The sequence below is a fragment of the Brevundimonas sp. NPDC058933 genome (assembly GCF_049315965.1).
GTDB lineage: Bacteria > Pseudomonadota > Alphaproteobacteria > Caulobacterales > Caulobacteraceae > Brevundimonas.
The window spans coordinates 734,813-757,439 of the sequence record NZ_JBMOSL010000001.1; the positions used below are offsets into that span (position 1 = coordinate 734,813).

Here is a 22,627-nt window from a genome sequence, read left to right on the forward strand (position 1 = left end):
TTTCTTGGAATGCAAAAGGGCGGCCCCGCCGGAGCCGCCCTCAGTGACTTAGTGTCTGGTGAAGCGAAGGGCTAGCCGGCGTTGCGGGCGATGCGTTCTACTTCCTTGCGTACCTGGGCCTCGACGATGCCGGGCAGGTTGGCGTCCAGCCAATCCTTCAGCATCGGGCGCAGCATGTTCTGAACCATGGCCTCCACCGTATTGCCGCTGACGAACGGCAGGTCCTGCGGCGCGGCGGCGACGGGGGCTTCCGGCTTCTGGAAGGTCGCGGCCAGGCCGGCGAAGGCCGAGGCGGCGCTGGCGGCGGCGCTTTCGCCGACCAGCGAATCATAATCCGACGTGGCGACAGGCTCCGGCGCGGGCTCCGGCTGTGCGCCCGGGAAAGGCGCCACGTCGGCGACGTCCAGATCGCCGATCGATTCGGCCGCCGGCGCTTCGTAGCGCTCGGTCAGTTCCAAGACCTCGTCCTCGACCGGCGCTGGCGCTTCGGCCGCCACCTCGACCGGTTCCGGCGAGACTTCGACCACGGGTTCCGGCGCGGCGACGGCGGTTTCCGCCGGGGCGTCGTCTTCAGAGATGATCCGGCGAATCGACGCCAGAATCTCTTCCATCGTCGGTTCTTGGGCGGTCTGGTCGGTCATGGCAGAACCTTGGGCGAGCGGGGCTGAACCTGATAGGGACCGCCGACTGGCGCTGTGGGCGCGCGACGATCAGGGCCGGACAAACTGACTCGCCCTCCCCTTGTCTCTGTCGTCGCACCAACGCCCGTCAGAATCAACGAACGTTTTTCGCCTGTCAGGCTAATCCCGGCTCAATTACCGGGGGCGGTGCGGACGACTTCGCCCTTCAACTGGGCGTCGATCGGCGCGTCCTCGACATCGGTCGCCGGGGTGATCCCCGGCGAGGCGACGCGATCCAGGGCCTCGACCACGCCGTCCCACGGCAGACCGCCGCGGTTGCGCACGGCGTTGTAGTTGGCCTCGGCGTCATAGGCGTCGATCGTGGGATCCAGGTTCGGTCCGCCCAGACGCCCCATGGCGGCCAGAAGCTGCGCCTGGGCCACATACTGATTGCGGTTTGCGCTGGCCAGGGTGACCTGGGCCGAGCGCAGCTCCAGCTCCTGGTTCAGGACGTCGAGAGTGGTACGCAGGCCGACCTGGGCTTCCTGACGCACGCCTTCAGCGGCGACCGACGCGGCGCGCACAGCTTCCTGACCGGCTTGCAGGGTCGATTTGGCGGCGACAGTCTGGGCATAGGCGGAGCTAACGCTCTGCAACACCCCGCGACGCTCGCCCTCGACGCTGATTTGTGCGGCGTTGGCGCGCTCCAGCGCCTGCGCCACGCGCGACCGGTTCAAACCGCCTGTGAACAGCGGCACAGACACGCTGGCGCCGGCCGTGAAGCTGGTGCGGTCGCTCAGGTCAAAGCCGGACAGGTCGTTCGCCGTCCCGCCATAGGAGGCTTGCAGACGCGCCGAAGGCAGGTATTCGGAACGCGCCGCCGCCACATTGGCCTCGGCCGCTTCCAGAGCATAGATGGCTGCCCGCACGCCGGGGTTTTCGACCAGCGCCACGTCAAGCGCGCCATCGAAATCGGTCGGCAGGCCCGGCAGGACCGGCAGGGTTTCCATATTGGCGGGCGCCTGGCCGACGACGGCGGCATAAGCGGCGCGCGACACCGACAACTGGGCCTGGGCGTTGGCCAGGTCGGCGTCGGACTGGGCCAGACGGGCTTCCGACTGAGCCACGTCGGTGCGCGTGATCTCGCCCACCTCGAAGCGGGCGTTGGATTCATCCAGCTGGCGACGCAGGACGGTGATGTTTTCCTGGCGGATGCGCAGTATCTCCATGTCACGCACGACGTCGGCATAGGCCTGGACGACCGAGGTCATCACCTGCTGTTCGATGTCGCGCAGGTTTTCGCGCCCCGCGCGGACGTTGGCCTCCGCCGCGTCGATGCCGCGGGCGGTGCGTCCTGCCGTCCAGATATTCTGGGACAGGCTGACGCTGGCGCTGGCGCCGTCGTCTTCGGTGGTCCCCGTCCGCGCAACCTCGTCCGGAATGCCGTCGCCGTCCGTGTCGATCAGCTGACCGCCCTGAACGCGCGTACGAACATAGTCCACCCCGGCCGAGGCGCTGATGGTCGGGCGCAAACCTGCACGCGCCTGAACAATGGTTTCGTCCAGGGCGCGCTGATTGGCGCGCTGAGCCAGCAGCGTCGGATTGGTGCGATAGGCCAGGCCGATGGCTTCCTGCAGGGTCTCAGCCGCCGCCGGAGCCACGCCGCCCCCCACAACGAGGGCGACCAGACCGACCGAAGCGAGCGCGCGCGAGCGTTTCAACATGAACCTATTCCTGCCTGACGCCCCCGACGGCGCGCCCCGTAATGCCTGAATGGCGTAGTTGGAGGCTCCGCTCGCCCTGCGCCAGTTAAGTTTTTTTCACGCAGCCGACGACGAAGTCCGTCGCCCCTGGCGAACTAGAGCGCGAAGGCGGGCGCCGGGACCAGTTCGGCCAGAATCGGCGGCATGGCGTCGAACAGTTCGCGACGCGAAACGCCGTCACGACCGCGGACATAGAGGACCGCCTTGCCTACCGCGCCCGAGCGCTCGACCACCGCAAGCCGGCCGCCGGGACGCAGGGCTGCGATCCATGATTCGGGACGCTCCGGCACAGCGGCCTCGCTGACAATCAGGTCATAGCCCTCGCCCTGCGGCTGGCTCAGCGGGGCCACGACTGTAGAAACGCCCTCATCGGCCAAGGCCGCGCCGGTGACCTCGAACACGGCGTCGTCTGATTCTTGCGCCGTCACCGTCAGACCCATGCGCGCCAGAACGGCGGCGGCGTAGGGGCCGGCCAGAACCAAGGCCTTTTCCCCCGCGCGCGCATCCAGCGCCTGCATCAGCTTGCCCAGATCGCGCGGCAGCATCAGGCGACGATCGCCCGCGATTTCCGGCTCGATATCGGCATAGGCGGAGAAGGCGCGGTCGGCGGCGCAGAATCGCTCGCGTTCGACAGCGCCGAAAGCGGCCTGCAGGTTACGGTCCGTGACGTCGTTCACCCGGACCTGCGAGTCCAGCATGACCTTGCGTGCAGCGGCGAAATCCATGGTTCCGTGGTCCTTTAGGTCAGCGTAAGCGAAGAAATCTGCGGCGCTTATAGGTCCGCGCGTTGCAGCCGACAATCCGATCTGATAGCTGACGCCCCTCGCGATGGTTCGGGTCTCGGTTTCGAGACTCATATGGCCTGATGGCGGAGTGGTGACGCAGAGGACTGCAAATCCTTGCACCCGGGTTCGATTCCCGGTCAGGCCTCCATCGCGACAAACAGTGAGCCGCCCTTCGGGGCGGCTTTCTTGTTTCCGGCCCGCCTTTTGTTGTCGCTAGTCGCCCCGGCCCCAGGCGTCGTCCTCACGCGCCCTCGCGATGTCTTCCGGTGTCGGGTCGGGCGCGCCGTCGTCATCCTTGTCCTCGAACCGCCTGGGCTGGACGAAGGCGAACCCGGCTCCTGCCGCTAGAAGGGCCAGCACACCGATCAGGATCAAGGCCGTCAAAGTATTCATGGTCACCTCCGGAGGTCATGAAGCCAACGCCTTGCCTCCCCTTCCGCTCCCATGACGCTGCGGGTTTCAGACGCAGGCGGCCGTGGTCAGATGATGCAGGGCCACCGCGCTGGTCGCCGCGACGTTGAGGGAATCAAAGCCGCCTGACATGCGAATCGCCAGCGGCCGACAGCGCGCGATCACTTCGGCCGGCAGGCCGGGGCCTTCGGATCCCAGCAGGATGGCGGTGCGCGGCGCGGGCTTCAGCTGCGACAAGCTTTCGCTCGCCGATGGCGTCAGCGCCAGGACTTCGAAGCCTCTCGCTTGCAAGGCCTCGACCATGGTGGCCGCCTGCGCGCCCTCGACGAAGGACGTGCGCAGAACAGCCCCCACGGAGACCCGGATAGCCTTGCGGTAGAACGGATCACAGCAGGTCTCGTCCAGCAGAAGGCCGGCCGCCCCGAACGCCGCCGCATTGCGAAACAGGCCGCCCATGTTGTCGTGATTGCCGATGCCGCAGGCCCCGACCAAGACCGCGTGTTCGGGCAGCATATCCAGAAAGGCCTCCAGACCCAGCGGTTCCGGCTTGCGCCCCAGGGCCAGGATGCCCCTGTGCAGATGAAAGCCGGCTATGGCATCCAGCACCGGCTGCGGCGCCACATGCACGGGCGTCCCCTCCGGCAGCCGTTCCAGCGCGTCACCCAGCGCTTCCAGCCGCTTCTCTGCGATCAGGACTGCTACGGGCGCACAGCGCGACGCGGGGGACGCCAGCACGCGCAGCACCACCTCGCCCTCAGCGACAAACAGCCCCTGCCGGCCTGTCAGGTCACGCTCTTTCACGTCTCGAAAGGCCAGGACGCAGGGATCGGCGGGATCGGAGACACGGATCAAATTCATGCCGAACCTTCTAGCCCAGCCTGCCGAATAAATTTCGGCGTTTTCTGCACTTTATCCGTTGCATGAATCAAAAAGGCGCTGCTATACGGCGGCCTCCCCCGAGGGGATGTTCCGCGGTAGCTCAGTGGTAGAGCAGCCGACTGTTAATCGGCTGGTCGTAGGTTCGAATCCTACCCGCGGAGCCACTCGGGGGCATTAAGCCCATGAAATCGTCAGGCTTGATCACCGCTTCGGCGATCTTTTTCCATGCGCGTTTCATAGAAAAACAGTTCACCCCGCGTGATGACCGGCGCCCGGCGACGCTGCTCCCTTGACTCATCCAGCACCGTGACAACCTCAAAAGCTGAACCGCGCATCATGCTCGAACTTGCCCCGGACGTCCTGGCCTTCCTCTTCGTCGCTGCCGTCGCAGCAGGCTTCATCGACGCGATAGCCGGCGGCGGCGGACTGATAACCGTTCCCGCACTTCTGGCCGCCGGCGTCCCGCCCGTAGCCGCCATCGCAACCAACAAGGTCCAGGGCAGCTTCGGCACGGCCGCCGCCACCTGGACCTTCTGGCGAAAAGGCCGGATCGATTTCGCGCTCCTGAAGTGGCCGCTGATGGCAACCGTGGTCGGCGCAGGCTTTGGCGCCGTCGCCGTAACCTTTGTCGACACAGCCTGGCTGCTGGTTCTTCTTCCCGTGCTCCTCGCCGGGATCGCGATCTATTTCCTGATCGGGCCGAAGGCCAGCGACGAGGACGTCCGCGCTCGTCTGACGCCGTTCGCGTTCGGGGCCGTCGCCGGCGGTATCGGTTTCTATGACGGCTTCTTCGGACCGGGGACCGGCTCGTTCTTCGCCCTGGCGCTTGTCACCCTGCTCGGCATGGGCCTGACTCGCGCGACCGCCCATACAAAAGCGCTCAACTTCGCGAGCAATATCGTCTCCGTGGTGGTCTTCGCCGTGGGCGGTCACGTCCTGTGGGCGACAGGCCTGATCATGGCCGCCGGTCAGGTCTTCGGAGGCTGGCTCGGCTCTCACGCCGCGATGCGGTTCGGACCCAGGCTCATACGCCCCTTGCTGGTGATCATCTGCCTCGGGATGGTGGTGAAACTGCTGTCCGACAACTCCAACCCGATCCACCTGTGGATCGCGAACCGTCTTTGAGAACCGCCAAGGCATCCCCCAGAAAAAAGCCCGACGCATGCGCGCCGGGCTGAAGTCGTTCGGTGATGGTGGGTGTCCTCGAAAGATAAGAAGACAGGATGTTGATCAACCGGTTTGGTTAATCAAACGTGAATTGTCCTGAATCGGCACATCACGCATCCGGGAACCAACTGGTCTGCCGCGCGGTCGACGACAGCAATCGCGTCAGACGCCACCCGCCCGGCGAGCGTTCGATCCGGCCAACGCCGTCGCTTGAGGCCGGCCCTGGATAGGAGAATGCGGCGCCCCCGACGACGACCGTCGCGGGCCCATCTCCGACGTGTGAAAGCGCCGCCGTCCACCGCCCGCTGGAATCCGGAACCACCTCGACGGCCGCCGCGCCGTCGGCCGACACCGACAGGCGCGCGCCCGGCCTCGCCCGGCCCGTGACCACCAGCCCCTGCCCATCCCCGTCGACCGAGTCCAGCGCCGGCCCAGCGGATAGTCTGCGACTCGCGCCGCCGTTGGTCACCAGAGCGGCCAGCGGCGCGTCCTCCCCCGTCAGGATCAGTTGCTCGGGCCCTGCCGCGGGAAACTGCCCGACCTGAACTTCCGGGGTCAGGACCATGGCGGACGGCAGCGCGCCGACACGCAGCTCGAACCGCCCCGCGTCATCCGTCCCGGCGGCGAAGGCGCGGTCCTGATCGCCGCGCAACACCACGCGACTTCCCGGCGGCGCATTGCCGCGGACGATCAGATTCGCGCCCTGACGTTCAACGGCGCGAATGCGCGGCGCAGCGGTCCAGCCGCCGTCCTGCCGGGCCTCTTCGCCCTTCGACCGCTCGACGGGAGCATTACATCCCCCCAGCACCAATGCGGCGCCGATCCCGGCGACGACAATCCGACGTTTCATCCTGACCCGCGTAGCGATATGCCTGTCCTCTCAGATAGCGCGGCCGACGTCGCCCTGTCTTCCTTCCTGTATCGAGGCCCCATGTCTTTGCCGCCTGCCAACATCGCTTCCTTCGACGGCCGCTCGGTCTGCCTGTTCTGCGGCTCGTCAGACGGCGCGGACCCGCAGTATGTTGAGGCCGCCAGCGCCTTCGGCAAGGCGACGGCCGAGGCGGGCTGGCGGCTGGTCTATGGTGGCGGCGGCGTGGGCCTGATGGGCGCCTCTGCGCGGGCGGCGCACGAGGCGGGCGGCCGGGTCGTCGGCATCATGCCGGCCTTCCTGCGCAGCCGCGAACGCCTGTTCGACGACGTGGAGACGATCGTCGTCACCTCGATGCACGAGCGCAAGCAGCTGATGTACGATCAATCCGACGTCTTTGTCGTCGCCCCCGGCGGCATCGGCACCCTGGAAGAAGCCATCGAACTGCTGTCGTGGAAGCGTCTGGACCTTCACGCCAAGCCGGTCATCTTCCTGAACCTGAACGGCTTCTGGGAAAACTACTTCGCCCTGATCCGCCACAGCGTGCAGGAAGGCATGACGCCAGCCAGCTTCCTCGACGCCTATGTCAGCGTCGATACGGTGGAGGAAGCGGTCGCCGCCATGAAAATGGCCGAGGAAACGCCGCACTTGAAACATGATCGTCGGTAAGTAAACGTGGGTTACTAAACGTCGTTCCGTTATCGAAACCGCATTGACAGTTTCCAAAGAAAACGGACTATGGCGCCACAAGGGCGAGCGCCCTACCCTTATCGGAGACCTGTCCATGCGTGCTCTTCTCGTCGCCGCAGCGCTGTTCATCGCTGCCCCCGCCTTCGCCGCAGACGCCCCGGCCACCAGCCTGACGCTCGCTGATGCAGCCAAGGCTCCGGCTGGCCGCGTCATCGTCGACGGCGCCGCCTGGCGCTGCGAAGGCGCGGCCTGCACCGCCTCGGGCGGAACCAGCCAGCCCGCCGCACGCGCCTGCCGCCGCGTGGTCGCCAAGCTCGGCCAGGTCACGGCCTTCAGCTACAAGGGCGAGACCCTGGACGCACAGGCCCTGGCGACCTGCAACGCCGGCTGATCCAGCCGCCATTGCGCTGAGAACGAAAAAGGCCGCCTTCGCGAGAAGGCGGCCTTTCTTGTATCCGATGAGGGCTAAGGCTTAGCCCGCCTCGCCCTTCAGACGACGCACGATGGCCTCGCGACCGATCAGCGGAGCCATGGCCGCCATATCCGGGCCATGCGCCTGTCCGGTCAGGGCCAGACGCAGCGGCATGAACAGGCCCTTGCCCTTGGCGCCGGTCTTCTCCTTCACCGCCGCCGTCCACGCCGACCATGCGTTGGCGTCGATGACGTCGGGCAGAACTTCCAGGGCCGCAGCCGCGAAGGCCGCGTCCTCGATCACCGGCGTGACCGGTCCGGTGACGATCTTCGCCATGTCGGCCACGTCCGCGAACTTGTTCAGGTTGCCCCGCACCGTGTCCCAGAAGGTCTCGCCCAGATCGACGCCCAGCGCCGCCAGACGCGGCTGCGCCTCGGCATAGGTCATGGCGTGCAGGGCCTGAGCGTTCAGGCGGTCCAGATCGGCGGTGTCGTAACGCGCCGGCGAGCGGCCCATCTTGGAGAAGGCGAAGGACTGCCCCAGAGCCTCGACCGAGGCGGCGATCTCCAGATTGTCCGAGGTGCCGATCTTGCCCAGGTGGCTGGTGATGGCGATGGGCTCATAGCCCTGGTCGCGCATGTCGCTGATCGACAGTGAGCCCAGACGCTTGGACAGGGCCGCGCCGTCGGCGCCGACCAGCAGCGGCATGTGAGCGAAGCCGGGAACCTTGGCGTCCAACGCCTCGAAGATCTCGATCTGCGCTCCGGTGTTGGTGACGTGATCCTCGCCCCGGATGATGTGAGTGATGTCCATGTCGATGTCGTCGACGACCGACGGCAGCGTATAGAGGAACAGGCCGTCCTCTCGGATCAGCACCGGGTCCGACATCGAAGCGGTGTCCACCTCGGCGTGACCGCGCGCCAGATCTTCCCAGGCGACGCGCTTGCCGTCCAGCTTGAAGCGCCAGTGCGGACGACGACCCTCGGCCTCATAGGCGGCCTTCTCGGCCTCGCTCAGGTCCAGCGCGGCCCGGTCGTAGATCGGCGGCAGGCCGCGCGACAACTGCACCTTGCGGCGGCGATCCAGCTCGTCCGAGGTTTCATAGCAGGGATAGAGCCGGCCCGACGCCTTCAGGCGCGCGGCGGCCTCCTCATAGCGGTCGAACCGCTTGGACTGGTTGTAGCGCTCGTCCCAGACCAGACCCAGCCAGGTGAGATCCGTCTCGATTCCGTCCTCGAACTCCTGCGTCGAGCGGGCCAGATCGGTGTCGTCGATGCGCAGCACGAACGAACCGCCCTGCCCCTTGGCGAACAGCCAGTTCACCAGAGCGGTGCGGACATTGCCGACGTGCAGCTTACCCGTAGGCGACGGGGCGAAACGAACCTTGACGGACATGGGGGATCAACGACCTCGATAGGAAGGCGGCTTGGTCGCGCCGCCGTCCGCTCAAGTCAAGTCGATCCGCCCAATCAGTCCAGATCAGTCGTCGCGATGGACCCGTTCGCGACGCTCATGCCGCTCCTGGGCCTCGACCGACAGGGTCGCTGTCGGTCGCGCTTCCAGTCGGCCCAGACCGATCGGTTCGCCGGTGTCCTCGCAATAGCCGTAGGACCCGTCCTCGATCCGACGCAGCGCATCCTCGATCTTGGAGATCAGCTTGCGTTGCCGGTCGCGAGTCCGGAGTTCCAGCGCCCGGTCGGATTCCGACGAGGCCCGGTCCACCAGATCCGGGTGGTTTTCGGTTTCGGCTTTCAGATTAACGACAGTGCCCTTGGACTCGCGGAGGATGTCATCCTTCCACGCCAGAAGCTTGGCCTTGAAATAGGCCAACTGCCGCTCGTTCATAAACGGCTCGTCGTCGGTGGGACGGTACAAGACCGAGTCCCCCTCGATCACAGACGCTAATGCGTTCATCGCACTCACGCTCATCTATCTGCGCCCCCCTGCGGCGCAAAGGCCGTATAGGCAAGGTCGAGAGTCGCGGCAATGGCGTTCACGAGTCCGCGTTCTTGTTAAGCTGCATTAACCTGCGGCCAGTGTGGCAAATTGCCCTCACTTACCGTTGAAAACCTGACATTTCGCCAGCGTTTCCCACAGCTTCTAGGCGCGAGCCCGCGCCGCTTCCGCCTTGGCCATCTCGACAGCCGCACGTAGGTCAATCTGATCCAGCACGCCTTTCAGACCCGGATCGGCGTCATCGGGCCGCTCCTCGCGCAACGATCGGGCCAACCGCTCCAGGGCGGGCGCGCCGTCATGGCCGTTCAGCAGCGCCAGCTTCAGCTCGTCCAGCCGGTCCAGCAGCCCGCCGCCGCGACGAATCGCGCGACGCCGACGCTCGGTGGCGTCCTCCACGCCTTGGAGGGCCATCAGCGCCGACACGCCCGATACGCTGGATGCGGACGACGTCGCAGCCGCCGACACCGGCCCGGACGCCGCCCCGCTGGCCGGCAGGCTGAAACCGCCCGCCGCCTTTGCGGAGCGCGAGCCTTGCGACGATGTAGCGCCCGAGGGGCCGGAGACCTTCATGATCAATGCTCCCGATCAGACCGGACCATGCGTCAGGAGCGTCACCGCTTGGTTAACGCCCCGGCAGAATCTGCCGCCACCGACCTTGCCCGACCTCCATCACCTTTGAATTCGATGAATAATTTTATCGGCACGAACTTCGCATGGTTAATCGGGAACGCCTCAACAGGACGTCTGTCGTATGCAGAAGTTGCTCACCGCCCTCCTCGCCTCCGCTTCCGTCGCGCTGATTCTCGCCGCGACGCCGAGCGCGGTCGAGGCACAGTCGCGTATCAAGGACATCGTCTCGATCGAGGGGGTTCGCACCAACCAGCTGGTCGGCTACGGCCTGGTGGTCGGCCTGAACGGCACGGGCGACAGCCTGCGCAACTCGCCCTTCACTCGCCAGTCGCTGGAGGGGATGATGGAGCGTCAGGGCGTCAACATCCGCGGCGCCAACCTGAACACCAAGAACGTCGCAGCGGTCATGATCACCGCCGACCTGCCGCCCTTCGCCACGCCGGGCTCGCGCCTGGACGTCGCCGTCTCGGCCATGGGCGACGCCAAGAGCCTGCTGGGCGGCACCCTCCTGGTCACGGCCCTGCAAGGCGCAGACGGCGAAATCTATGCGGTGGCGCAAGGCTCGGTTCAGACCGGCTCCGTCTCGGCCTCGGGCGGCTCGGGCTCCTCGGTGACGCGCGGCGTGCCGACCGCCGGCCGCATCGCCTCGGGCGGCGTGGTCGAGCGTGAGACCGGATTTGACCTGTCGGCCATGCCCATCGTGCGCCTGACCCTGCGCAACCCCGACTTCACCACGGCCCAGCGCGTCGCCGCCGCCATCAACCAGTCCTATCCCAACAGCGCCATGGCCGAGAACGGCACCGTCGTCGCCATCCGCGCCCCACAAACGATGGGCATGGCCGGCTTCGTCAGCCAGGTCGAGAACCTGCCCGTTCGCGTCGACGCCCCGGCCAAGGTCATCATCGACGAAGTCAATGGCGTCATCGTCATGGGCGACGCCGTCCGCATCTCCACCGTCGCCATCGCCCAGGGCAACCTGACCGTCTCGGTCCAGGAAAACCCCATGGTCAGCCAGCCCGAGCCCTTCAGCCGCGGCGGCCAGACCGTCGTGGTGCCTCAGTCGAATGTCTCGATCGAGGAAGAAACCGGCCGCCAGATGCGGATCGTCAACGGCGGAACCTCGCTCTCCACCCTGGTCAACGGCCTCAACGCCCTCGGCGTCAGCCCGCGCGACATGATCAGCATCCTGCAAGCCATCAAGGCCGCCGGCGCCCTGCAAGCCGACATCGAGGTGATGTAATGGACGCCCTTCCCATCGCCAGCCTTGCTCCCACGGACGCCGCGGCCAAACGCGGCCAGTCCCCGGAAAAGATCCGCGAAACCGCCGAAGCCTTCGAGGCCAGCTTCCTGTCGCAGATGCTCAAGCCCATGTTCGAAGGATTGCAGACCGACGGCCCGTTTGGCGGCGGCGAAGGCGAGTCCACCTGGCGCAGCTTCCTGATCGACGCCATGGCCAAGCAGGCCGTCAAGGCCGGTGGGATCGGCATGGCCGACACCGTCATGTCTGAAATGCTCAAGATGCAGGAACAGGCTGCGTGACCCCCGACATCGAGACCTCCACCCTTCGCGCCCGTCAGCTGATCAACCTGACCCAGGCCCTGACCGAACGACTCGGCGCCGAGCGTGACGCCTTCCGCGCCCATCGCGCCCAGGATGTCGCGCACGGCATGGCCGAGACCCAGGAGCTGGCCAACCTCTATCGCCGCGAGTCAGCCCAGGCCAAGGCCGCCCCCGCCTTCCTGTCCGTCATCCCGGAGGCCGAGCGCGACGCCCTGATCGTCGCAACGGAGGTCTTCGAGGCCGTCCTCGCCGAGCACGCCCTGACTGTCGACGCCGCTCGCCAGGTGTCCGAGGGCCTGGTCCGCACTATAGCCGCCGAGGTCGCTGGCGCTCGCGCCCAGGGCGCCGGCTATGGCGCCTCCGGTCGCGCCACCGAGGGCGATGGCCGCGCCGTGGCCCTGAATCGCAAAGCCTGAACCGGGTCGCTGGGTTTTCTTAACGGGCTAGGCTGCATCGTGCTTTCATGAGCCTGAAATCCCGCCTCCTTGGTCTGGCCTTCGCCGCCGCCGACGCCCTGATCGAGGTGGACGACAAGGCTCAGGTCACCTTCGCCTTGGGCGCAGGCCCCGTCGCCGGGCAGACTTCGGCCAATTGGATCGGGCGGCCCCTCATCGAGTTGCTGGCCCCGTCCAGCCGCCCCCTGGTCCTGGACGCGCTCGCCGCCCTCGGTTCCGGCGGTCGCAGCGAGCCGCTGGAAATTCTTGCCGACTGCGGCGACGGCCGCGTTCGGCGCGCTGTGTTTCGCGCCTTTATCCTGCCGGAGCTTGCGCCTGCCGTATCCTGCGCCCTGATCTACGACGGTTCGGCGTTCGAACTCCTGCATGAGGATGCCGCTTCCGCGCTCTCCGATGCGGAGGGTTTCCTCGCGCTTGCTCGCGACAGTCTCAGCGGCAAGACCGGCGCCGCCTTGCAACGCCTGGCCATGGCCTTCATCGAGGTGCAGGGTCTCAGCGCCGCCAATGACGCCGCCAACGAGCGGGTCGCCGCCCGCATCGGCGCCCGCCTGCAACTGGCTTCCCACGACGGCGTCAGCGCCGGAAAACTGACCACAAACCGCTACGCCCTGATCCGGGACGCCGGTGACAGCCGCGACCTCGACGCCGAAGTCCGTGAAGCCGGGCTGGCCGAAGGTCTGACGCTGACGTCGCGCACAAGCGAGGTCGCCGTCGGTTCCGACGCCCTCTGCGCCCTACGCGCCATGCGCTTCGCCATCGAGGGCTGCTTGAAGGACAACAATGCTCAGCCCGAACTCAGCTTCGCCGACTCGCTGTCGCGCACGCTGAAGGACGCCGATCGTTTCCGCGGCATCGTGCGCGACCGCGAGTTTGCTCTCTTCTATCAGCCCATCGTCGATCTGAAGACGCGCGCCGTACACCACTTCGAGGCCTTGGCCCGATTCGGACAGGCCGGTGGCCCGGCGCCTGCCATCCGCATGGCCGAGGAACTGGCTCTGATCGAAAGCTTCGACCTGGCCGTGGCCGAAAAAATAGTCCATCGGCTGCGGCAGCCGGGCTCCGGACTGCTGAAGATCGCCATCAACGTCTCCGGCGCTTCACTGGCGAACGACGCCTACGTCGCCGCCCTCCTGCGCATGACGGCGACAGAGCCGGAAAACCGCCGCCGCCTCATCGTCGAAATCACCGAGACCGCCGCCCTCGCCGACATCGCCGCCGCCAACCGCCGCATCGGCGCCCTGCGCGACGCCGGGATCAAGGTCTGCATCGACGACTTCGGGGCCGGATCCGCCGCCTTCGACTATCTGCGGGGCCTTTCCGTCGACACGGTCAAGATCGACGGCGCCCTTGTTCGCGGCGTCGAGGGCGATGCCCGCACCCGCACGATGATCGGGCACCTGGTCGAGCTTTGCGGCTCGCTGGAAATGACCACCATCGCCGAAATGATCGAAACCGAAGACGCGGCGCAGGCTGTTCAGGCGCTGGGTGTCGGCTATGGCCAGGGTTGGCTGTTCGGCCGCGCCGAGGCTGAACCCGTCACCATCGCTCCGGTGGCCCAGCGCGCCCGTCGCCAGGGCGTGGTCGACGCCTGGGGCTGACATCCTGCCTAATTCGACGCGGCTCTCCCAATGATTTTCGGGGATTGCGAGACCCTCGTCCGCCGCCTGGGTCACAGCCTGAATGCAGTGCACGAATCCGGCCGCGTCAGCCGAACCTCCCGATCCACCCCTACATTGTCCATGAAGTCCCGATCATGGGTCACGATCACCAGCGCCCCGTCATAGGTCGCCAAGGCCGCCTCTATGGCCGCAATCGAATCCAGATCCAGATGGTTGGTCGGCTCGTCCAGGATCAGCAGCTGCGGCGGCTTCGCCCCCGTCATGACGCAGGCCAGCGCCGCCCTCAGCCGCTCGCCGCCTGACAGCGTCCCCACCGTCCGGTGCGCCGCCGTGTTGCGGAACAGGAACCGCGCCAGCGCCGCATGGGCCTCGTTCGGCGTCCCCTCCGGGTTCAGCCGCCGCCAGGCCGCGATCAGGGTCTCCTCCGGCTTCAGGATCGCCGCGGTCTGATCCAGCAAGGCTGCAGCCGCGGGGCGTTCGATCCGCCCGGCCGTGGGCTCCAGTTCGCCCGAGATCAGCTTCAGCAGCGTCGTCTTGCCCGCACCGTTAGACCCCGTGATCGCCACCCGCTCCGGCCCCGTCAGCCGCAGCGAAACCGGCCCGACGATCAGCCGCCCCTCAGGACTGCGCCACTCCACCCCGTCCAGCGCCAGCACGGCCCTGCCCGCCGCCAGACCTGTCGGAGGCATGGGCACGGACAGCAGCCGGGCCCGCTCGACCCGCTCGCGCGCCTCAATCAGTTGCGCCTCGACCTCGGCGCGGCGGCGTTCGGCCAGCCGACCTTCCCGCGCCCCGGATTCCTCGGCCCGCTGCGCCTTGGCGTCCAGCAGGATCTTGGGATCGGAGGTTCCCGCCCGATGCGCCCGTCCCGCCTTGTCGCGCTTGGCCCTCTTCTCCAGAGCCGTCTGCGCCTCGCGCGCGGCGCGACCGACCTCGCGCTCGGCCGTCTCCAGATCGCGCTCCGCCGCCGCACGCTCGGCGTCGCGCCGCTCGACATAGAGGTCCCAGCCGCCGCCATAGACGCGCGCGCCCAGGCTCGACAGATCCACGATCCGGTCCATCCGCCGCAGCAGGCCCCGGTCGTGGCTGACCGTCAGCACCCCGCCCGGCCAGCGCCCCACGACCTCGGCCACCCGGGCCCGCGCCTCGGCGTCCAGATGGTTGGTCGGCTCGTCCAGCACGATCAGGTCGGGCGCCGCCAGCATCAGGCCCGCCAGCCGCAACCGCGTCTGCTCGCCCCCGCTCAGGTTGCTCGTGGGCCGATCCAGCGCCAGCCCCGTCAGCCCGACCGGGGCCAGAGCCTCATCCAGCCGCGCCTCCAGCGTCCAGTCCGCCTCGGCCATGTCCTCGACCGAGCCTTCGCCCGCCAGCACCCGCGCCAGCAGGGCCAGTGGTTCCGCCGCGCCCAAGGTGTCGGCCACGGTCTCGCCCGGCGCGGGCTCATAGGTCTGCGCCAGCCAGCCGGCCGTCCCGGCGCGCGCCACCGTTCCCTCCGCGGGCTCGGCCAGACCGGCGACAAGGCGCAGCAGCGTGGTCTTACCCACGCCGTTGCGGCCCACGACGGCCGTGCGCTCGCGCCCGAAGGCGAGGCTCAGATTATCGAATAGGGAATGTCCGTCAGGCGTGCGGGCCGCGACGCTGTTGAGCGTCACGAACGCGGATGCGGACGGGTTGTGGCTTGGGTTGGGCGAGGACAAGGGCGAGCACCAGCAGCGGAGCGGAAAGGGCGATACCGATTTCCAAAGCGCTGATCATGATCGTCGTGCCTCCTCGTCAAATACGTTGGCTAGATGAAAGGATGGGTGCTGATCTTTCGCAGCGCAACCCCAATTCTCCCGTTCCGCTTTTGCAACGCAACGCGGCGCGCCTATGTTCCAGCCATGACCGCGTCTGACCGAACCGTCGCCTTCCGCATCGACAAGCCCTTCCCCGACCGCGCCGAGGCCGCCGCCCGCCGCGCCGAAGCGGTCGCTCGCATCCGCGCCGAGACCGGCATCGACGAGGCTATGATCGACGCCCTGGTCGAGGGATTCTACGCCCGCGTCCGCGACGACGCGCTGATCGGACCTATCTTCGCCGAGCGCATCTCGGAATGGGGTCCGCACCTGGAACAGATGAAGCTCTTCTGGTCCTCGGTCGCCCTGTCCACCGGGGTCTATCAGGGCCGGCCCATGCCCAAACACCTGCCCCTGCCCATCGACGCCCGTCACTTCGACCGCTGGCTGCAGATCTTCGAGACGACCGCCCGCGACCTCTGCCCGCCCGTCGCCGCCGAACATTTCGTCACCCGCGCCCGCCGCATCGCCGAAAGCCTCGAGCTCGGCGTCGCAAACGCCAACAACGTCCTGGTCGGCCCGGGCCAGCGCTACCGCCGCCCTGAACCCGCCTGGGCGCCCGACAACTGAACGGAAGTTCTCACATTGTTCTTGCTGAAAAGCGCGAATTGATCCCCATATAGCGTCGTCGCCCCGGACCGTTTCGGGGTCTCCCGCGTTCCCGGATTCCATGACCGAAAAGCACAACTTCATCCGCGTTCGCGGCGCCCGCGAGCACAACCTCAAGGGCGTGGACGTCGATATCCCGCGTGAGAAGCTGGTCGTGATGACCGGGCTGTCAGGCTCGGGCAAGTCCTCGCTGGCGTTCGACACCATCTATGCCGAAGGCCAGCGCCGCTATGTGGAATCGCTGAGCGCCTATGCGCGCCAGTTCCTGGAGTTGATGGGCAAGCCGGACGTGGACCTGATCGAGGGCCTGTCCCCGGCCATCTCCATCGAGCAAAAGACGACGTCCAAGAACCCGCGCTCGACCGTCGGCACGGTCACGGAAATCCACGACTACATGCGTCTGCTCTGGGCGCGGGTAGGCGTCCCCTATTCGCCCGCCACCGGCCTGCCGATCGAGAGCCAGACCGTCAGCCAGATGGTAGACAAGCTGAACGCCCTGCCCGACGGCGAGCGCATCCTGCTGCTGGCCCCCGTCGTTCGCGGCCGTAAGGGCGAATACAAGAAGGAGATGGCCGAGTGGCAGCGCAACGGCTTCCAGCGGCTGAAGATCGACGGCGAATTCTACGCCATTGAGGACGCCCCGGCGCTCGACAAGAAGTTCAAGCATGACATCGACATTGTCGTGGACCGCATTGTTACCAAAGAAGGTCTCGAATCGCGTTACGCTGACAGCATCCAGACCGCGCTGAACCTGGCCGACGGCATCGCGACGGCCGAATGGGCCAATGAGCCTGAGGGCGAAGAGCCGCGCAGGATCGTCTTTTCCGAGAAGTTCGCCTGTCCGGTCTCGGGCTTCACCATCAGCGAGATCGAGCCGCGGCTGTTCTCGTTCAACAACCCGTTCGGCGCCTGCCCGACCTGCGACGGCCTGGGGGTCAAGCTTGCCTTCGATGCCGATCTGGTGATCCCCGACCGGGACAAGACCCTGCACAAGGGCGCGGTAGCCCCCTGGGCGCGCGGCCCCTCGCCGCTCTACACTCAGACCCTGCAGTCGCTGGCCCAGCACTACGGCTTCTCGATGGACAAGGCCTGGCGCGACCTGCCGGAACAGGCTCAGAAGGTCATCCTGCAAGGCTCGGGCGGCGAAAAGATCAAGTTCGTCTATGATGACAACGCCCGCAAATACGAAGTCGCCAAGGCCTTCGAAGGCGTCCTGCCCAACCTGGAACGTCGCTGGCGCGAGACCGACAGCGCCTGGGTCCGCGAGGAACTGGGCCGCTATCAATCCGAGACGCCGTGCGAAGTGTGCGGCGGCAAGCGCCTGAAGCCCGAAGCCCTGGCGGTCAAGGTCGGCGGATCGGACATCGCCGACATCAGCTGGCTTTCAATTTCAAAAGCCTACCTCTGGTTCTCCACTCTCGAAGAGAACCTGACCGACAAGCAGGTCGAGATCGGCCGCCGCATCCTCAAGGAGATCACCGACCGGCTGCGCTTCCTCAACAACGTCGGCCTGGACTACCTCAGTCTGTCGCGCAGCTCCGGCACCCTGTCGGGCGGCGAGAGCCAGCGCATCCGCCTGGCCTCGCAGATCGGCTCGGGCCTGACCGGCGTCCTCTATGTGCTGGACGAGCCGTCGATCGGCCTGCACCAGCGCGACAACACCCGCCTGCTGGAAAGCCTCAGAGGCCTGCGCGACCTGGGCAACTCGGTCCTGGTGGTCGAGCATGACGAGGAGGCGATCATGACCGCCGACTATGTCATCGACATGGGCCCGGCCGCCGGCGTCCACGGCGGCGAAATCTGCGCCCAGGGCACCCCCGCCGAGGTGATGGCCAACCCCGCCTCGCTGACCGGCCAGTACCTGACCGGGACCCGCGAGATCGAACTGCCGCCGGAGGGCCGCCGTCCGGTCGACCGCAAGCGGATGCTGAAGATCAGCGGCGCCACCGGCAACAACCTGAAGAACGTGACCGGCGAAATCCCCGTCGGCCTGTTCACCTGCGTCACCGGCGTGTCCGGCGGCGGCAAGTCCACCTTTACCATCGAGACCCTGTACAAGGCCGCAGCGCGCCGCCTGCACAACGCCTCGGACGCCCCCGCCAACTTCGACCGCATCGAAGGGCTGGAACTGTTCGACAAGGTCATCGACATCGACCAGTCGCCCATCGGCCGCACCCCGCGTTCGAACCCGGCGACCTACACCGGCGCCTTTGGCCCGATCCGCGACTGGTATGCGGGGCTGCCGGAGTCCAAGGCGCGCGGCTACGGTCCCGGCCGCTTCAGCTTCAACGTCAAGGGCGGTCGCTGCGAGGCCTGTCAGGGCGACGGCGTCATCAAGATCGAGATGCACTTCCTGCCCGACGTCTATGTCACCTGCGACGTCTGCAAGGGTAAACGCTACAACCGCGAAACCCTGGAAATTGTCTTCAAGGGCAAGAGCATATCCGACGTTCTGGACATGACGGTTGAGGAGGCGGCCAGCTTCTTCAAGGCCGTGCCGCCGATCCGCGACAAGATGCTGACCCTGGCCCGCGTCGGCCTTGGATACGTCAAGGTTGGCCAGTCGGCCACCACCCTATCTGGCGGCGAGGCGCAGCGGGTCAAGCTGTCCAAGGAACTGGCCAAGCGGGCCACGGGCAAGACCCTCTACATCCTCGACGAGCCGACAACCGGCCTGCATTTCGAGGACACGCGCAAGCTTCTGGAGGTGCTTCAGGAACTGGTCGAGGCCGGCAACACCATCGTCGTCATCGAGCACAACCTGGATGTCATCAAGGTCGCCGACTACCTGCTGGACTTCGGTCCCGAGGGCGGCGACGGCGGCGGCGAAATCGTGGCTGTCGGCACGCCCGAACAGGTGGCTGACAACGCCGCTAGTTGGACCGGCAAGTACCTCAAGGAAGTGCTGGATCGCCATGAGGAGCGCCGCAAGGCGCGCGTGGCCGCCCTGCCCGAAGTGCAGAAGGCCGAAAAGAAGCCTCGCGCCCGCAAAAGCGCCTGACCGGATCGGTCAGGCGCTGCGCGATCAGGCGCGCGGCGCGCCCTTGATCTGCAGATATGCGGCTGAGAGCGGCGCATACATGATGACCACCTGCGCCGCCGTCATGATGGCGTTGACCACCAGCGACACGGCCAGCATCGGCGCCAGCGCGCCGAGCAGACGGGGAACGCTCGCGCCCTCCATGCCGATCATGCGCTCCGCCCCGCCGACCATCAGGCTGAGCGGCGCCGCCACGGCCGAGCCCAGCAGACCTACCAGCATGGCCATGATCCAGGCGATGATCGCCATGCCCAGCAGTGGCCAGAACACCTTGTTGCCCGTCATGGCGAAGGCTTGCTTCACAGAGATTCGGCCCTCGGCGACCGTGCTCGGCGCCACCAGGCTTAGCCGTACCGAAAGCCAGATGATCAGCGCGACCATCGCCAGCGCGAGCAGAACCACAGCGAGCCAAAGCGCCGGTAGAGCCATGGCGGCCGCCGCCGCCAGGCTGATAATCGTAAAGCCGACAGCCGCAACGGCGAACATGATCAGCGATACGATCAGGCTGGCGCCAAGCACCCGCAGTTCATCCTTGCCCAAGCGCATGTAGCCGAACCTGCGCTCCCCAGGCCGAATGACGGCGCGAGCGATGGCGGTGCTGATCACCGCGCTGAACAACAGGCCCAGCGGCGCCGCCCAGGCGATAATGACGCCATAGGCCTGCATCAGGGGCTGGATCGCCTCCATAGGCGGCTCGGCCTGCCCCTCCATCTGGGTAATCAGGGACAGTATGGTCACGACTTGAGGCCCGGCGACCAGGAACAGGAGACCGAAGAAGACAGCGTAGGCCGCCGCCCACAACAGCACGGCGACCGGCGCGCGGCGCGTCAGGCGGAACCCTTCAAAGGCGCAGTCAGTGGCGGAAAAAGTCATACAGTCGTCCTCGATTCCCGATCAGCCTAGCGCAACCGGACGCGGTTCGTCCTGCGGCGCTTGCGCCAACAGAGAACGACAGGCCTCGGCATAGGGAGCCATCATCACCGTAGTCAGAAATCCCTGCAGCCATGACAGGGGCACGAAAGCCGCCAGGGCCCATGGGATCAGCACGCCCCAATCCACTGTCGGCGGCGCGCCTTGATCCATCAGGGCCGCCAGACTGAAGATATTGATGCCTGCCCCCAGAAACAGAATCACAGCGATCAGACCCAATAGGATCAACTCGATCGCCAAAATGATCGCGACAATCGCCAGGCTCAGCCCCAGCAGTCGCAGCACCTGCCCCTTCGTCAATTTCCAGCCCGGCACGAAGGCGAAGTCGCCCAGCGCTATGCTCGCCGGCATGATCAGGCAGGCCCGCAGCAACACAATCCAGACAGCAACGCCCGCTGCAAGCGCCGTCAGCAGACCCAGCGCCACCGCAGCCATCTCCGACACAAACCAAAGGCCCGCGCCGATGGCGAAGGCGACGAGGCCGATCACGATGGCCGCGACATAGAAGGCGACGATCACGGCCAAGGCCACAACCGCAACGCGCACCTCATCCATGCCGACCCTGAGCCCGCCGAAACGCACCGGTTGCTCGGGAAACAGCACCGCGCGGAAAATAGCAGCGGTCACCGCCACCCAGATCAGCATCTGCAGAATGTTCGCCAGCCCCGACAAGGCCTGAAACTGCATCATCTGCCTCACAAAGGCGGCGGAGGGCTCGCTCGCCGCCATGTCCATCAAGGCCACGGCCCCGAACAGATGCAGCATCAGGGCCCCGACCAGCAGTGAGGGCGCGACAGATACGACGCCCCACAGCCAAATATGGAGGGGTCTGCGCCGGGTCAGGCGGAAACCGGAAGCCAAAGCCTCGCTTATGGAAAACGCCGCAGTCATGATGAGCCCCTCTCGACCCTCGTCATACGCCAGACAACGGCCGCTTCGCCACCCCACCGTAATGACAGGCTGACGTAAGCGTTCTGGGCGGCTAGAAGGCCGCCATGTCGAACGCAGCGTCCTCCACCCAACCCATTCACGTCATCGGCGGCGGCCTCGCCGGTTCGGAAGCGGCCTGGCAGATCGCCCAGGCCGGCGTGCCCGTCATCCTGCGCGAAATGCGCGGCGTGCCGGGCGTGAAGACCGACGCACACCATACCGACGGCCTGGCCGAACTGGTCTGCTCCAACTCCTTCCGCTCGGACGACTGGGAGTTCAACGCCGTCGGCCTGCTGCATCAGGAAATGCGCGAGCTGGGTTCGATCATCATGGCGGCGGCGGGCGACCATCAGGTCCCGGCGGGCGGCGCCTTGGCCGTCGATCGCGACGGCTTCTCGCAATCCGTGACGGCGCGGCTGGAAGCCCACCCTCTGGTCACCATCGTGCGCGAGGAAATCAATGGCCTGCCGCCCGAGGAGTGGGACAACGTCATCGTCGCCACGGGGCCGCTGACCTCGCCGGCCCTGGCCGACGCCATCCTGAAGCTGACCGGCGAGGAAAGCCTCAGCTTCTTCGACGCCATCGCCCCCATCATCCACGCTGACTCGATCGACTTCGACATCGCCTGGCGTCAGTCGCGCTATGACAAGGAAGGCCCGGGCGGCGACGCCGCCGCCTACGTCAACTGCCCGATGGACAAGGCGCAGTACGAGGCCTTCATCGACGCCCTGCTGGACGGTCCCAAGGCCGAGTTCAAGGAGTGGGAGAATGTCCCCTATTTCGACGGCTGCCTGCCGATCGAGGTCATGGCCGAACGCGGCCGCGAGACCCTGCGTCATGGCCCGATGAAGCCCGTCGGCCTGACCAACCCGCGCGACCCGAAGGTCAAGTCCTACGCTATCGTCCAACTGCGTCAGGACAATGCGCTGGGCACCCTGTTCAACATGGTCGGCTTCCAGACCAAGCTGAAACACGGGGCGCAGGCCGAGACCTTCCGCATGATCCCTGGCTTGCAGAACGCCCAGTTCGCGCGCCTGGGCGGCCTGCACCGCAACACCTACCTCAACAGCCCGCAACTGCTGGACAAGCAACTGCGCATGAAATCCATGCCGCGCCTGCGCTTCGCCGGTCAGGTCACGGGGGTCGAGGGCTATGTCGAAAGCGCCGCCATGGGCCTGCTGACTGGCCGTCTGGCGGCCGCTCAGGCCCTGGGCCGCGACCTGTCGGCCCCGCCGCCGGAAACGGCCATGGGCGCCCTGGTCGAGCACATCACCGGCGGCCACATGGCCGGCTCCAAGTTCCAGCCGATGAACATCAACTACGGCCTGTTGCCGCCGTTGGAGGCCCCAAAGGTCGACGACGAGGGCAAGCGCATCCATCCCAAGGAACGCGGCCGCGCCAAGAAGCGCCTGCAAAGCATCCGCGCCATGGCCGCGCTGAAAGCCTGGCGCGACGCGGGTTAATTAAT

23 protein-coding genes and 2 tRNA genes are annotated in these 22,627 nt (G+C 66.7%); 12 read left to right on the top strand and 13 right to left on the bottom strand.

Going from position 1 to position 22,627, the window contains the following annotated elements:
* Positions 1-71: 71 nt before the first annotated feature.
* The 3 genes from ACOZBP_RS03500 to ACOZBP_RS03510 form a co-directional block, all read right to left on the bottom strand.
* Positions 72-641 (bottom strand): DUF2497 domain-containing protein, encoded by a 570-nt coding sequence (locus ACOZBP_RS03500; RefSeq protein ID WP_422675059.1) that lies wholly within the window; start codon positions 639-641, stop codon positions 72-74.
* Between the two features lie 170 nt (positions 642-811).
* Entirely contained in the window at positions 812-2,344 is a 1,533-nt protein-coding gene (locus ACOZBP_RS03505) for a TolC family outer membrane protein (RefSeq protein WP_422675060.1), read from the bottom strand.
* 134 nt (positions 2,345-2,478) lie between these two features.
* A complete protein-coding gene (locus ACOZBP_RS03510) occupies positions 2,479-3,108 on the bottom strand; it encodes a protein-L-isoaspartate O-methyltransferase family protein (protein WP_422675061.1) in 630 nt (209 codons plus the stop codon).
* 134 nt (positions 3,109-3,242) lie between these two features.
* Here ACOZBP_RS03510 and ACOZBP_RS03515 point away from each other — a divergent pair.
* Positions 3,243-3,316: transfer RNA gene (locus ACOZBP_RS03515), tRNA-Cys, on the top strand.
* A gap of 65 nt (positions 3,317-3,381) precedes the next feature.
* Here ACOZBP_RS03515 and ACOZBP_RS03520 read toward each other — a convergent pair.
* Positions 3,382-3,561, bottom strand: a complete 180-nt coding sequence (locus tag ACOZBP_RS03520; RefSeq protein WP_422675062.1) for a hypothetical protein — start codon at positions 3,559-3,561, stop codon at positions 3,382-3,384.
* Between the two features lie 66 nt (positions 3,562-3,627).
* Complete coding sequence (locus tag ACOZBP_RS03525) at positions 3,628-4,437, bottom strand: TrmH family RNA methyltransferase (protein WP_422675063.1); 810 nt, start codon at positions 4,435-4,437, stop codon at positions 3,628-3,630.
* A gap of 110 nt (positions 4,438-4,547) precedes the next feature.
* Between ACOZBP_RS03525 and ACOZBP_RS03530 the strand changes: the two genes are divergently transcribed.
* Positions 4,548-4,622: transfer RNA gene (locus tag ACOZBP_RS03530), tRNA-Asn, on the top strand.
* 172 nt (positions 4,623-4,794) lie between these two features.
* Positions 4,795-5,583, top strand: coding sequence for a TSUP family transporter (locus ACOZBP_RS03535; RefSeq protein ID WP_422675064.1), 789 nt, complete (start codon positions 4,795-4,797; stop codon positions 5,581-5,583).
* A gap of 151 nt (positions 5,584-5,734) precedes the next feature.
* On the opposite strand, the gene ACOZBP_RS03540 is transcribed toward ACOZBP_RS03535, so the two are convergent.
* Positions 5,735-6,475, bottom strand: a complete 741-nt coding sequence (locus tag ACOZBP_RS03540; protein ID WP_422675065.1) for a hypothetical protein — start codon at positions 6,473-6,475, stop codon at positions 5,735-5,737.
* Positions 6,476-6,556: 81 nt separating this feature from the next.
* On the opposite strand from ACOZBP_RS03540, the gene ACOZBP_RS03545 reads away from it, so the two are divergent.
* A complete protein-coding gene (locus ACOZBP_RS03545) occupies positions 6,557-7,162 on the top strand; it encodes a TIGR00730 family Rossman fold protein (RefSeq protein WP_422675066.1) in 606 nt (201 codons plus the stop codon).
* 115 nt (positions 7,163-7,277) lie between these two features.
* Positions 7,278-7,574, top strand: a complete 297-nt coding sequence (locus ACOZBP_RS03550; RefSeq protein ID WP_422675067.1) for a CC_3452 family protein — start codon at positions 7,278-7,280, stop codon at positions 7,572-7,574.
* Between the two features lie 81 nt (positions 7,575-7,655).
* On the opposite strand, the gene gltX is transcribed toward ACOZBP_RS03550, so the two are convergent.
* The 3 genes from gltX to ACOZBP_RS03565 form a co-directional block, all read right to left on the bottom strand.
* Entirely contained in the window at positions 7,656-8,990 is a 1,335-nt protein-coding gene (gene gltX / locus ACOZBP_RS03555; protein WP_422675068.1) for a glutamate--tRNA ligase, read from the bottom strand.
* An 84-nt stretch (positions 8,991-9,074) separates the two neighbouring features.
* The gene (gene dksA / locus ACOZBP_RS03560) at positions 9,075-9,509 is read right to left on the bottom strand and encodes an RNA polymerase-binding protein DksA (protein WP_292037571.1); all 435 of its coding nucleotides are present in this window, start codon (positions 9,507-9,509) and stop codon (positions 9,075-9,077) included.
* A gap of 186 nt (positions 9,510-9,695) precedes the next feature.
* On the bottom strand, positions 9,696-10,121 hold the full coding sequence (locus ACOZBP_RS03565; RefSeq protein ID WP_422675069.1) for a flagellar assembly protein FliX: 426 nt from the start codon (positions 10,119-10,121) through the stop codon (positions 9,696-9,698).
* 181 nt (positions 10,122-10,302) lie between these two features.
* Between ACOZBP_RS03565 and ACOZBP_RS03570 the strand changes: the two genes are divergently transcribed.
* The 4 genes from ACOZBP_RS03570 to ACOZBP_RS03585 are packed head-to-tail and all read left to right on the top strand — an operon-like array spanning position 10,303 to position 13,794.
* On the top strand, positions 10,303-11,421 hold the full coding sequence (locus ACOZBP_RS03570; RefSeq protein WP_422675070.1) for a flagellar basal body P-ring protein FlgI: 1,119 nt from the start codon (positions 10,303-10,305) through the stop codon (positions 11,419-11,421).
* Complete coding sequence (locus tag ACOZBP_RS03575; protein WP_422675071.1) at positions 11,421-11,720, top strand: rod-binding protein; 300 nt, start codon at positions 11,421-11,423, stop codon at positions 11,718-11,720. Before ACOZBP_RS03570 ends, ACOZBP_RS03575 begins: the two co-directional genes overlap by 1 nt.
* Positions 11,717-12,157, top strand: a complete 441-nt coding sequence (locus ACOZBP_RS03580; protein ID WP_422675072.1) for a flagellar basal-body protein FlbY — start codon at positions 11,717-11,719, stop codon at positions 12,155-12,157. The genes ACOZBP_RS03575 and ACOZBP_RS03580 overlap by 4 nt, the downstream gene beginning before the upstream one ends.
* 47 nt (positions 12,158-12,204) lie before the next feature.
* Complete coding sequence (locus ACOZBP_RS03585) at positions 12,205-13,794, top strand: EAL domain-containing protein (RefSeq protein WP_422675073.1); 1,590 nt, start codon at positions 12,205-12,207, stop codon at positions 13,792-13,794.
* A gap of 71 nt (positions 13,795-13,865) precedes the next feature.
* Here ACOZBP_RS03585 and ACOZBP_RS03590 read toward each other — a convergent pair whose 3' ends face one another.
* Together ACOZBP_RS03590 and ACOZBP_RS03595 are read right to left on the bottom strand one after the other, a co-directional pair.
* Positions 13,866-15,467, bottom strand: a complete 1,602-nt coding sequence (locus ACOZBP_RS03590) for an ABC-F family ATP-binding cassette domain-containing protein (protein ID WP_422675074.1) — start codon at positions 15,465-15,467, stop codon at positions 13,866-13,868.
* The gene (locus ACOZBP_RS03595) at positions 15,433-15,570 is read right to left on the bottom strand and encodes a hypothetical protein (RefSeq protein WP_422675075.1); all 138 of its coding nucleotides are present in this window, start codon (positions 15,568-15,570) and stop codon (positions 15,433-15,435) included. Before ACOZBP_RS03595 ends, ACOZBP_RS03590 begins: the two co-directional genes overlap by 35 nt.
* A gap of 125 nt (positions 15,571-15,695) precedes the next feature.
* Here ACOZBP_RS03595 and ACOZBP_RS03600 point away from each other — a divergent pair, with 125 nt between their 5' ends.
* Positions 15,696-16,220: a group III truncated hemoglobin gene (locus ACOZBP_RS03600; RefSeq protein WP_422675077.1), complete on the top strand. Its 525-nt coding sequence runs from the start codon at positions 15,696-15,698 to the stop codon at positions 16,218-16,220.
* 100 nt (positions 16,221-16,320) lie between these two features.
* Entirely contained in the window at positions 16,321-19,260 is a 2,940-nt protein-coding gene (uvrA, locus tag ACOZBP_RS03605) for an excinuclease ABC subunit UvrA (RefSeq protein WP_422675078.1), read from the top strand.
* Between the two features lie 24 nt (positions 19,261-19,284).
* Here the strand turns inward: uvrA and ACOZBP_RS03610 are convergent, their stop codons facing one another.
* A complete protein-coding gene (locus tag ACOZBP_RS03610) occupies positions 19,285-20,172 on the bottom strand; it encodes a hypothetical protein (protein ID WP_422675079.1) in 888 nt (295 codons plus the stop codon).
* A gap of 21 nt (positions 20,173-20,193) precedes the next feature.
* Positions 20,194-21,120, bottom strand: coding sequence for a hypothetical protein (locus tag ACOZBP_RS03615; protein ID WP_422675080.1), 927 nt, complete (start codon positions 21,118-21,120; stop codon positions 20,194-20,196).
* A 104-nt stretch (positions 21,121-21,224) separates the two neighbouring features.
* On the opposite strand from ACOZBP_RS03615, the gene trmFO reads away from it, so the two are divergent.
* Positions 21,225-22,622, top strand: a complete 1,398-nt coding sequence (gene trmFO / locus ACOZBP_RS03620; RefSeq protein WP_422675081.1) for a methylenetetrahydrofolate--tRNA-(uracil(54)-C(5))-methyltransferase (FADH(2)-oxidizing) TrmFO — start codon at positions 21,225-21,227, stop codon at positions 22,620-22,622.
* Positions 22,623-22,627 lie beyond the last annotated feature (5 nt).

Excerpts from the sequence above, each read along its gene's own strand:
- ACOZBP_RS03595 (WP_422675075.1), bottom strand. The coding sequence starts at position 15,570 with ATGATCAGCGCTTTGGAAATCGGTATCGCCCTTTCCGCTCCGCTGCTG.
- ACOZBP_RS03615 (WP_422675080.1), bottom strand. The coding sequence starts at position 21,120 with ATGACTGCGGCGTTTTCCATAAGCGAGGCTTTGGCTTCCGGTTTCCGC.
- gltX (WP_422675068.1), bottom strand. The coding sequence starts at position 8,990 with ATGTCCGTCAAGGTTCGTTTCGCCCCGTCGCCTACGGGTAAGCTGCAC.
- trmFO (WP_422675081.1), top strand. The coding sequence starts at position 21,225 with ATGTCGAACGCAGCGTCCTCCACCCAACCCATTCACGTCATCGGCGGC.
- ACOZBP_RS03585 (WP_422675073.1), top strand. The coding sequence starts at position 12,205 with ATGAGCCTGAAATCCCGCCTCCTTGGTCTGGCCTTCGCCGCCGCCGAC.
- ACOZBP_RS03570 (WP_422675070.1), top strand. The coding sequence starts at position 10,303 with ATGCAGAAGTTGCTCACCGCCCTCCTCGCCTCCGCTTCCGTCGCGCTG.
- ACOZBP_RS03550 (WP_422675067.1), top strand. The coding sequence starts at position 7,278 with ATGCGTGCTCTTCTCGTCGCCGCAGCGCTGTTCATCGCTGCCCCCGCC.
- ACOZBP_RS03535 (WP_422675064.1), top strand. The coding sequence starts at position 4,795 with ATGCTCGAACTTGCCCCGGACGTCCTGGCCTTCCTCTTCGTCGCTGCC.
- ACOZBP_RS03610 (WP_422675079.1), bottom strand. The coding sequence starts at position 20,172 with ATGACTTTTTCCGCCACTGACTGCGCCTTTGAAGGGTTCCGCCTGACG.
- ACOZBP_RS03575 (WP_422675071.1), top strand. The coding sequence starts at position 11,421 with ATGGACGCCCTTCCCATCGCCAGCCTTGCTCCCACGGACGCCGCGGCC.
- ACOZBP_RS03500 (WP_422675059.1), bottom strand. The coding sequence starts at position 641 with ATGACCGACCAGACCGCCCAAGAACCGACGATGGAAGAGATTCTGGCG.
- ACOZBP_RS03505 (WP_422675060.1), bottom strand. The coding sequence starts at position 2,344 with ATGTTGAAACGCTCGCGCGCGCTCGCTTCGGTCGGTCTGGTCGCCCTC.
- ACOZBP_RS03520 (WP_422675062.1), bottom strand. The coding sequence starts at position 3,561 with ATGAATACTTTGACGGCCTTGATCCTGATCGGTGTGCTGGCCCTTCTA.
- ACOZBP_RS03510 (WP_422675061.1), bottom strand. The coding sequence starts at position 3,108 with ATGGATTTCGCCGCTGCACGCAAGGTCATGCTGGACTCGCAGGTCCGG.
- uvrA (WP_422675078.1), top strand. The coding sequence starts at position 16,321 with ATGACCGAAAAGCACAACTTCATCCGCGTTCGCGGCGCCCGCGAGCAC.
- ACOZBP_RS03565 (WP_422675069.1), bottom strand. The coding sequence starts at position 10,121 with ATGAAGGTCTCCGGCCCCTCGGGCGCTACATCGTCGCAAGGCTCGCGC.
- ACOZBP_RS03525 (WP_422675063.1), bottom strand. The coding sequence starts at position 4,437 with ATGAATTTGATCCGTGTCTCCGATCCCGCCGATCCCTGCGTCCTGGCC.
- ACOZBP_RS03540 (WP_422675065.1), bottom strand. The coding sequence starts at position 6,475 with ATGAAACGTCGGATTGTCGTCGCCGGGATCGGCGCCGCATTGGTGCTG.
- dksA (WP_292037571.1), bottom strand. The coding sequence starts at position 9,509 with ATGAACGCATTAGCGTCTGTGATCGAGGGGGACTCGGTCTTGTACCGT.
- ACOZBP_RS03545 (WP_422675066.1), top strand. The coding sequence starts at position 6,557 with ATGTCTTTGCCGCCTGCCAACATCGCTTCCTTCGACGGCCGCTCGGTC.
- ACOZBP_RS03600 (WP_422675077.1), top strand. The coding sequence starts at position 15,696 with ATGACCGCGTCTGACCGAACCGTCGCCTTCCGCATCGACAAGCCCTTC.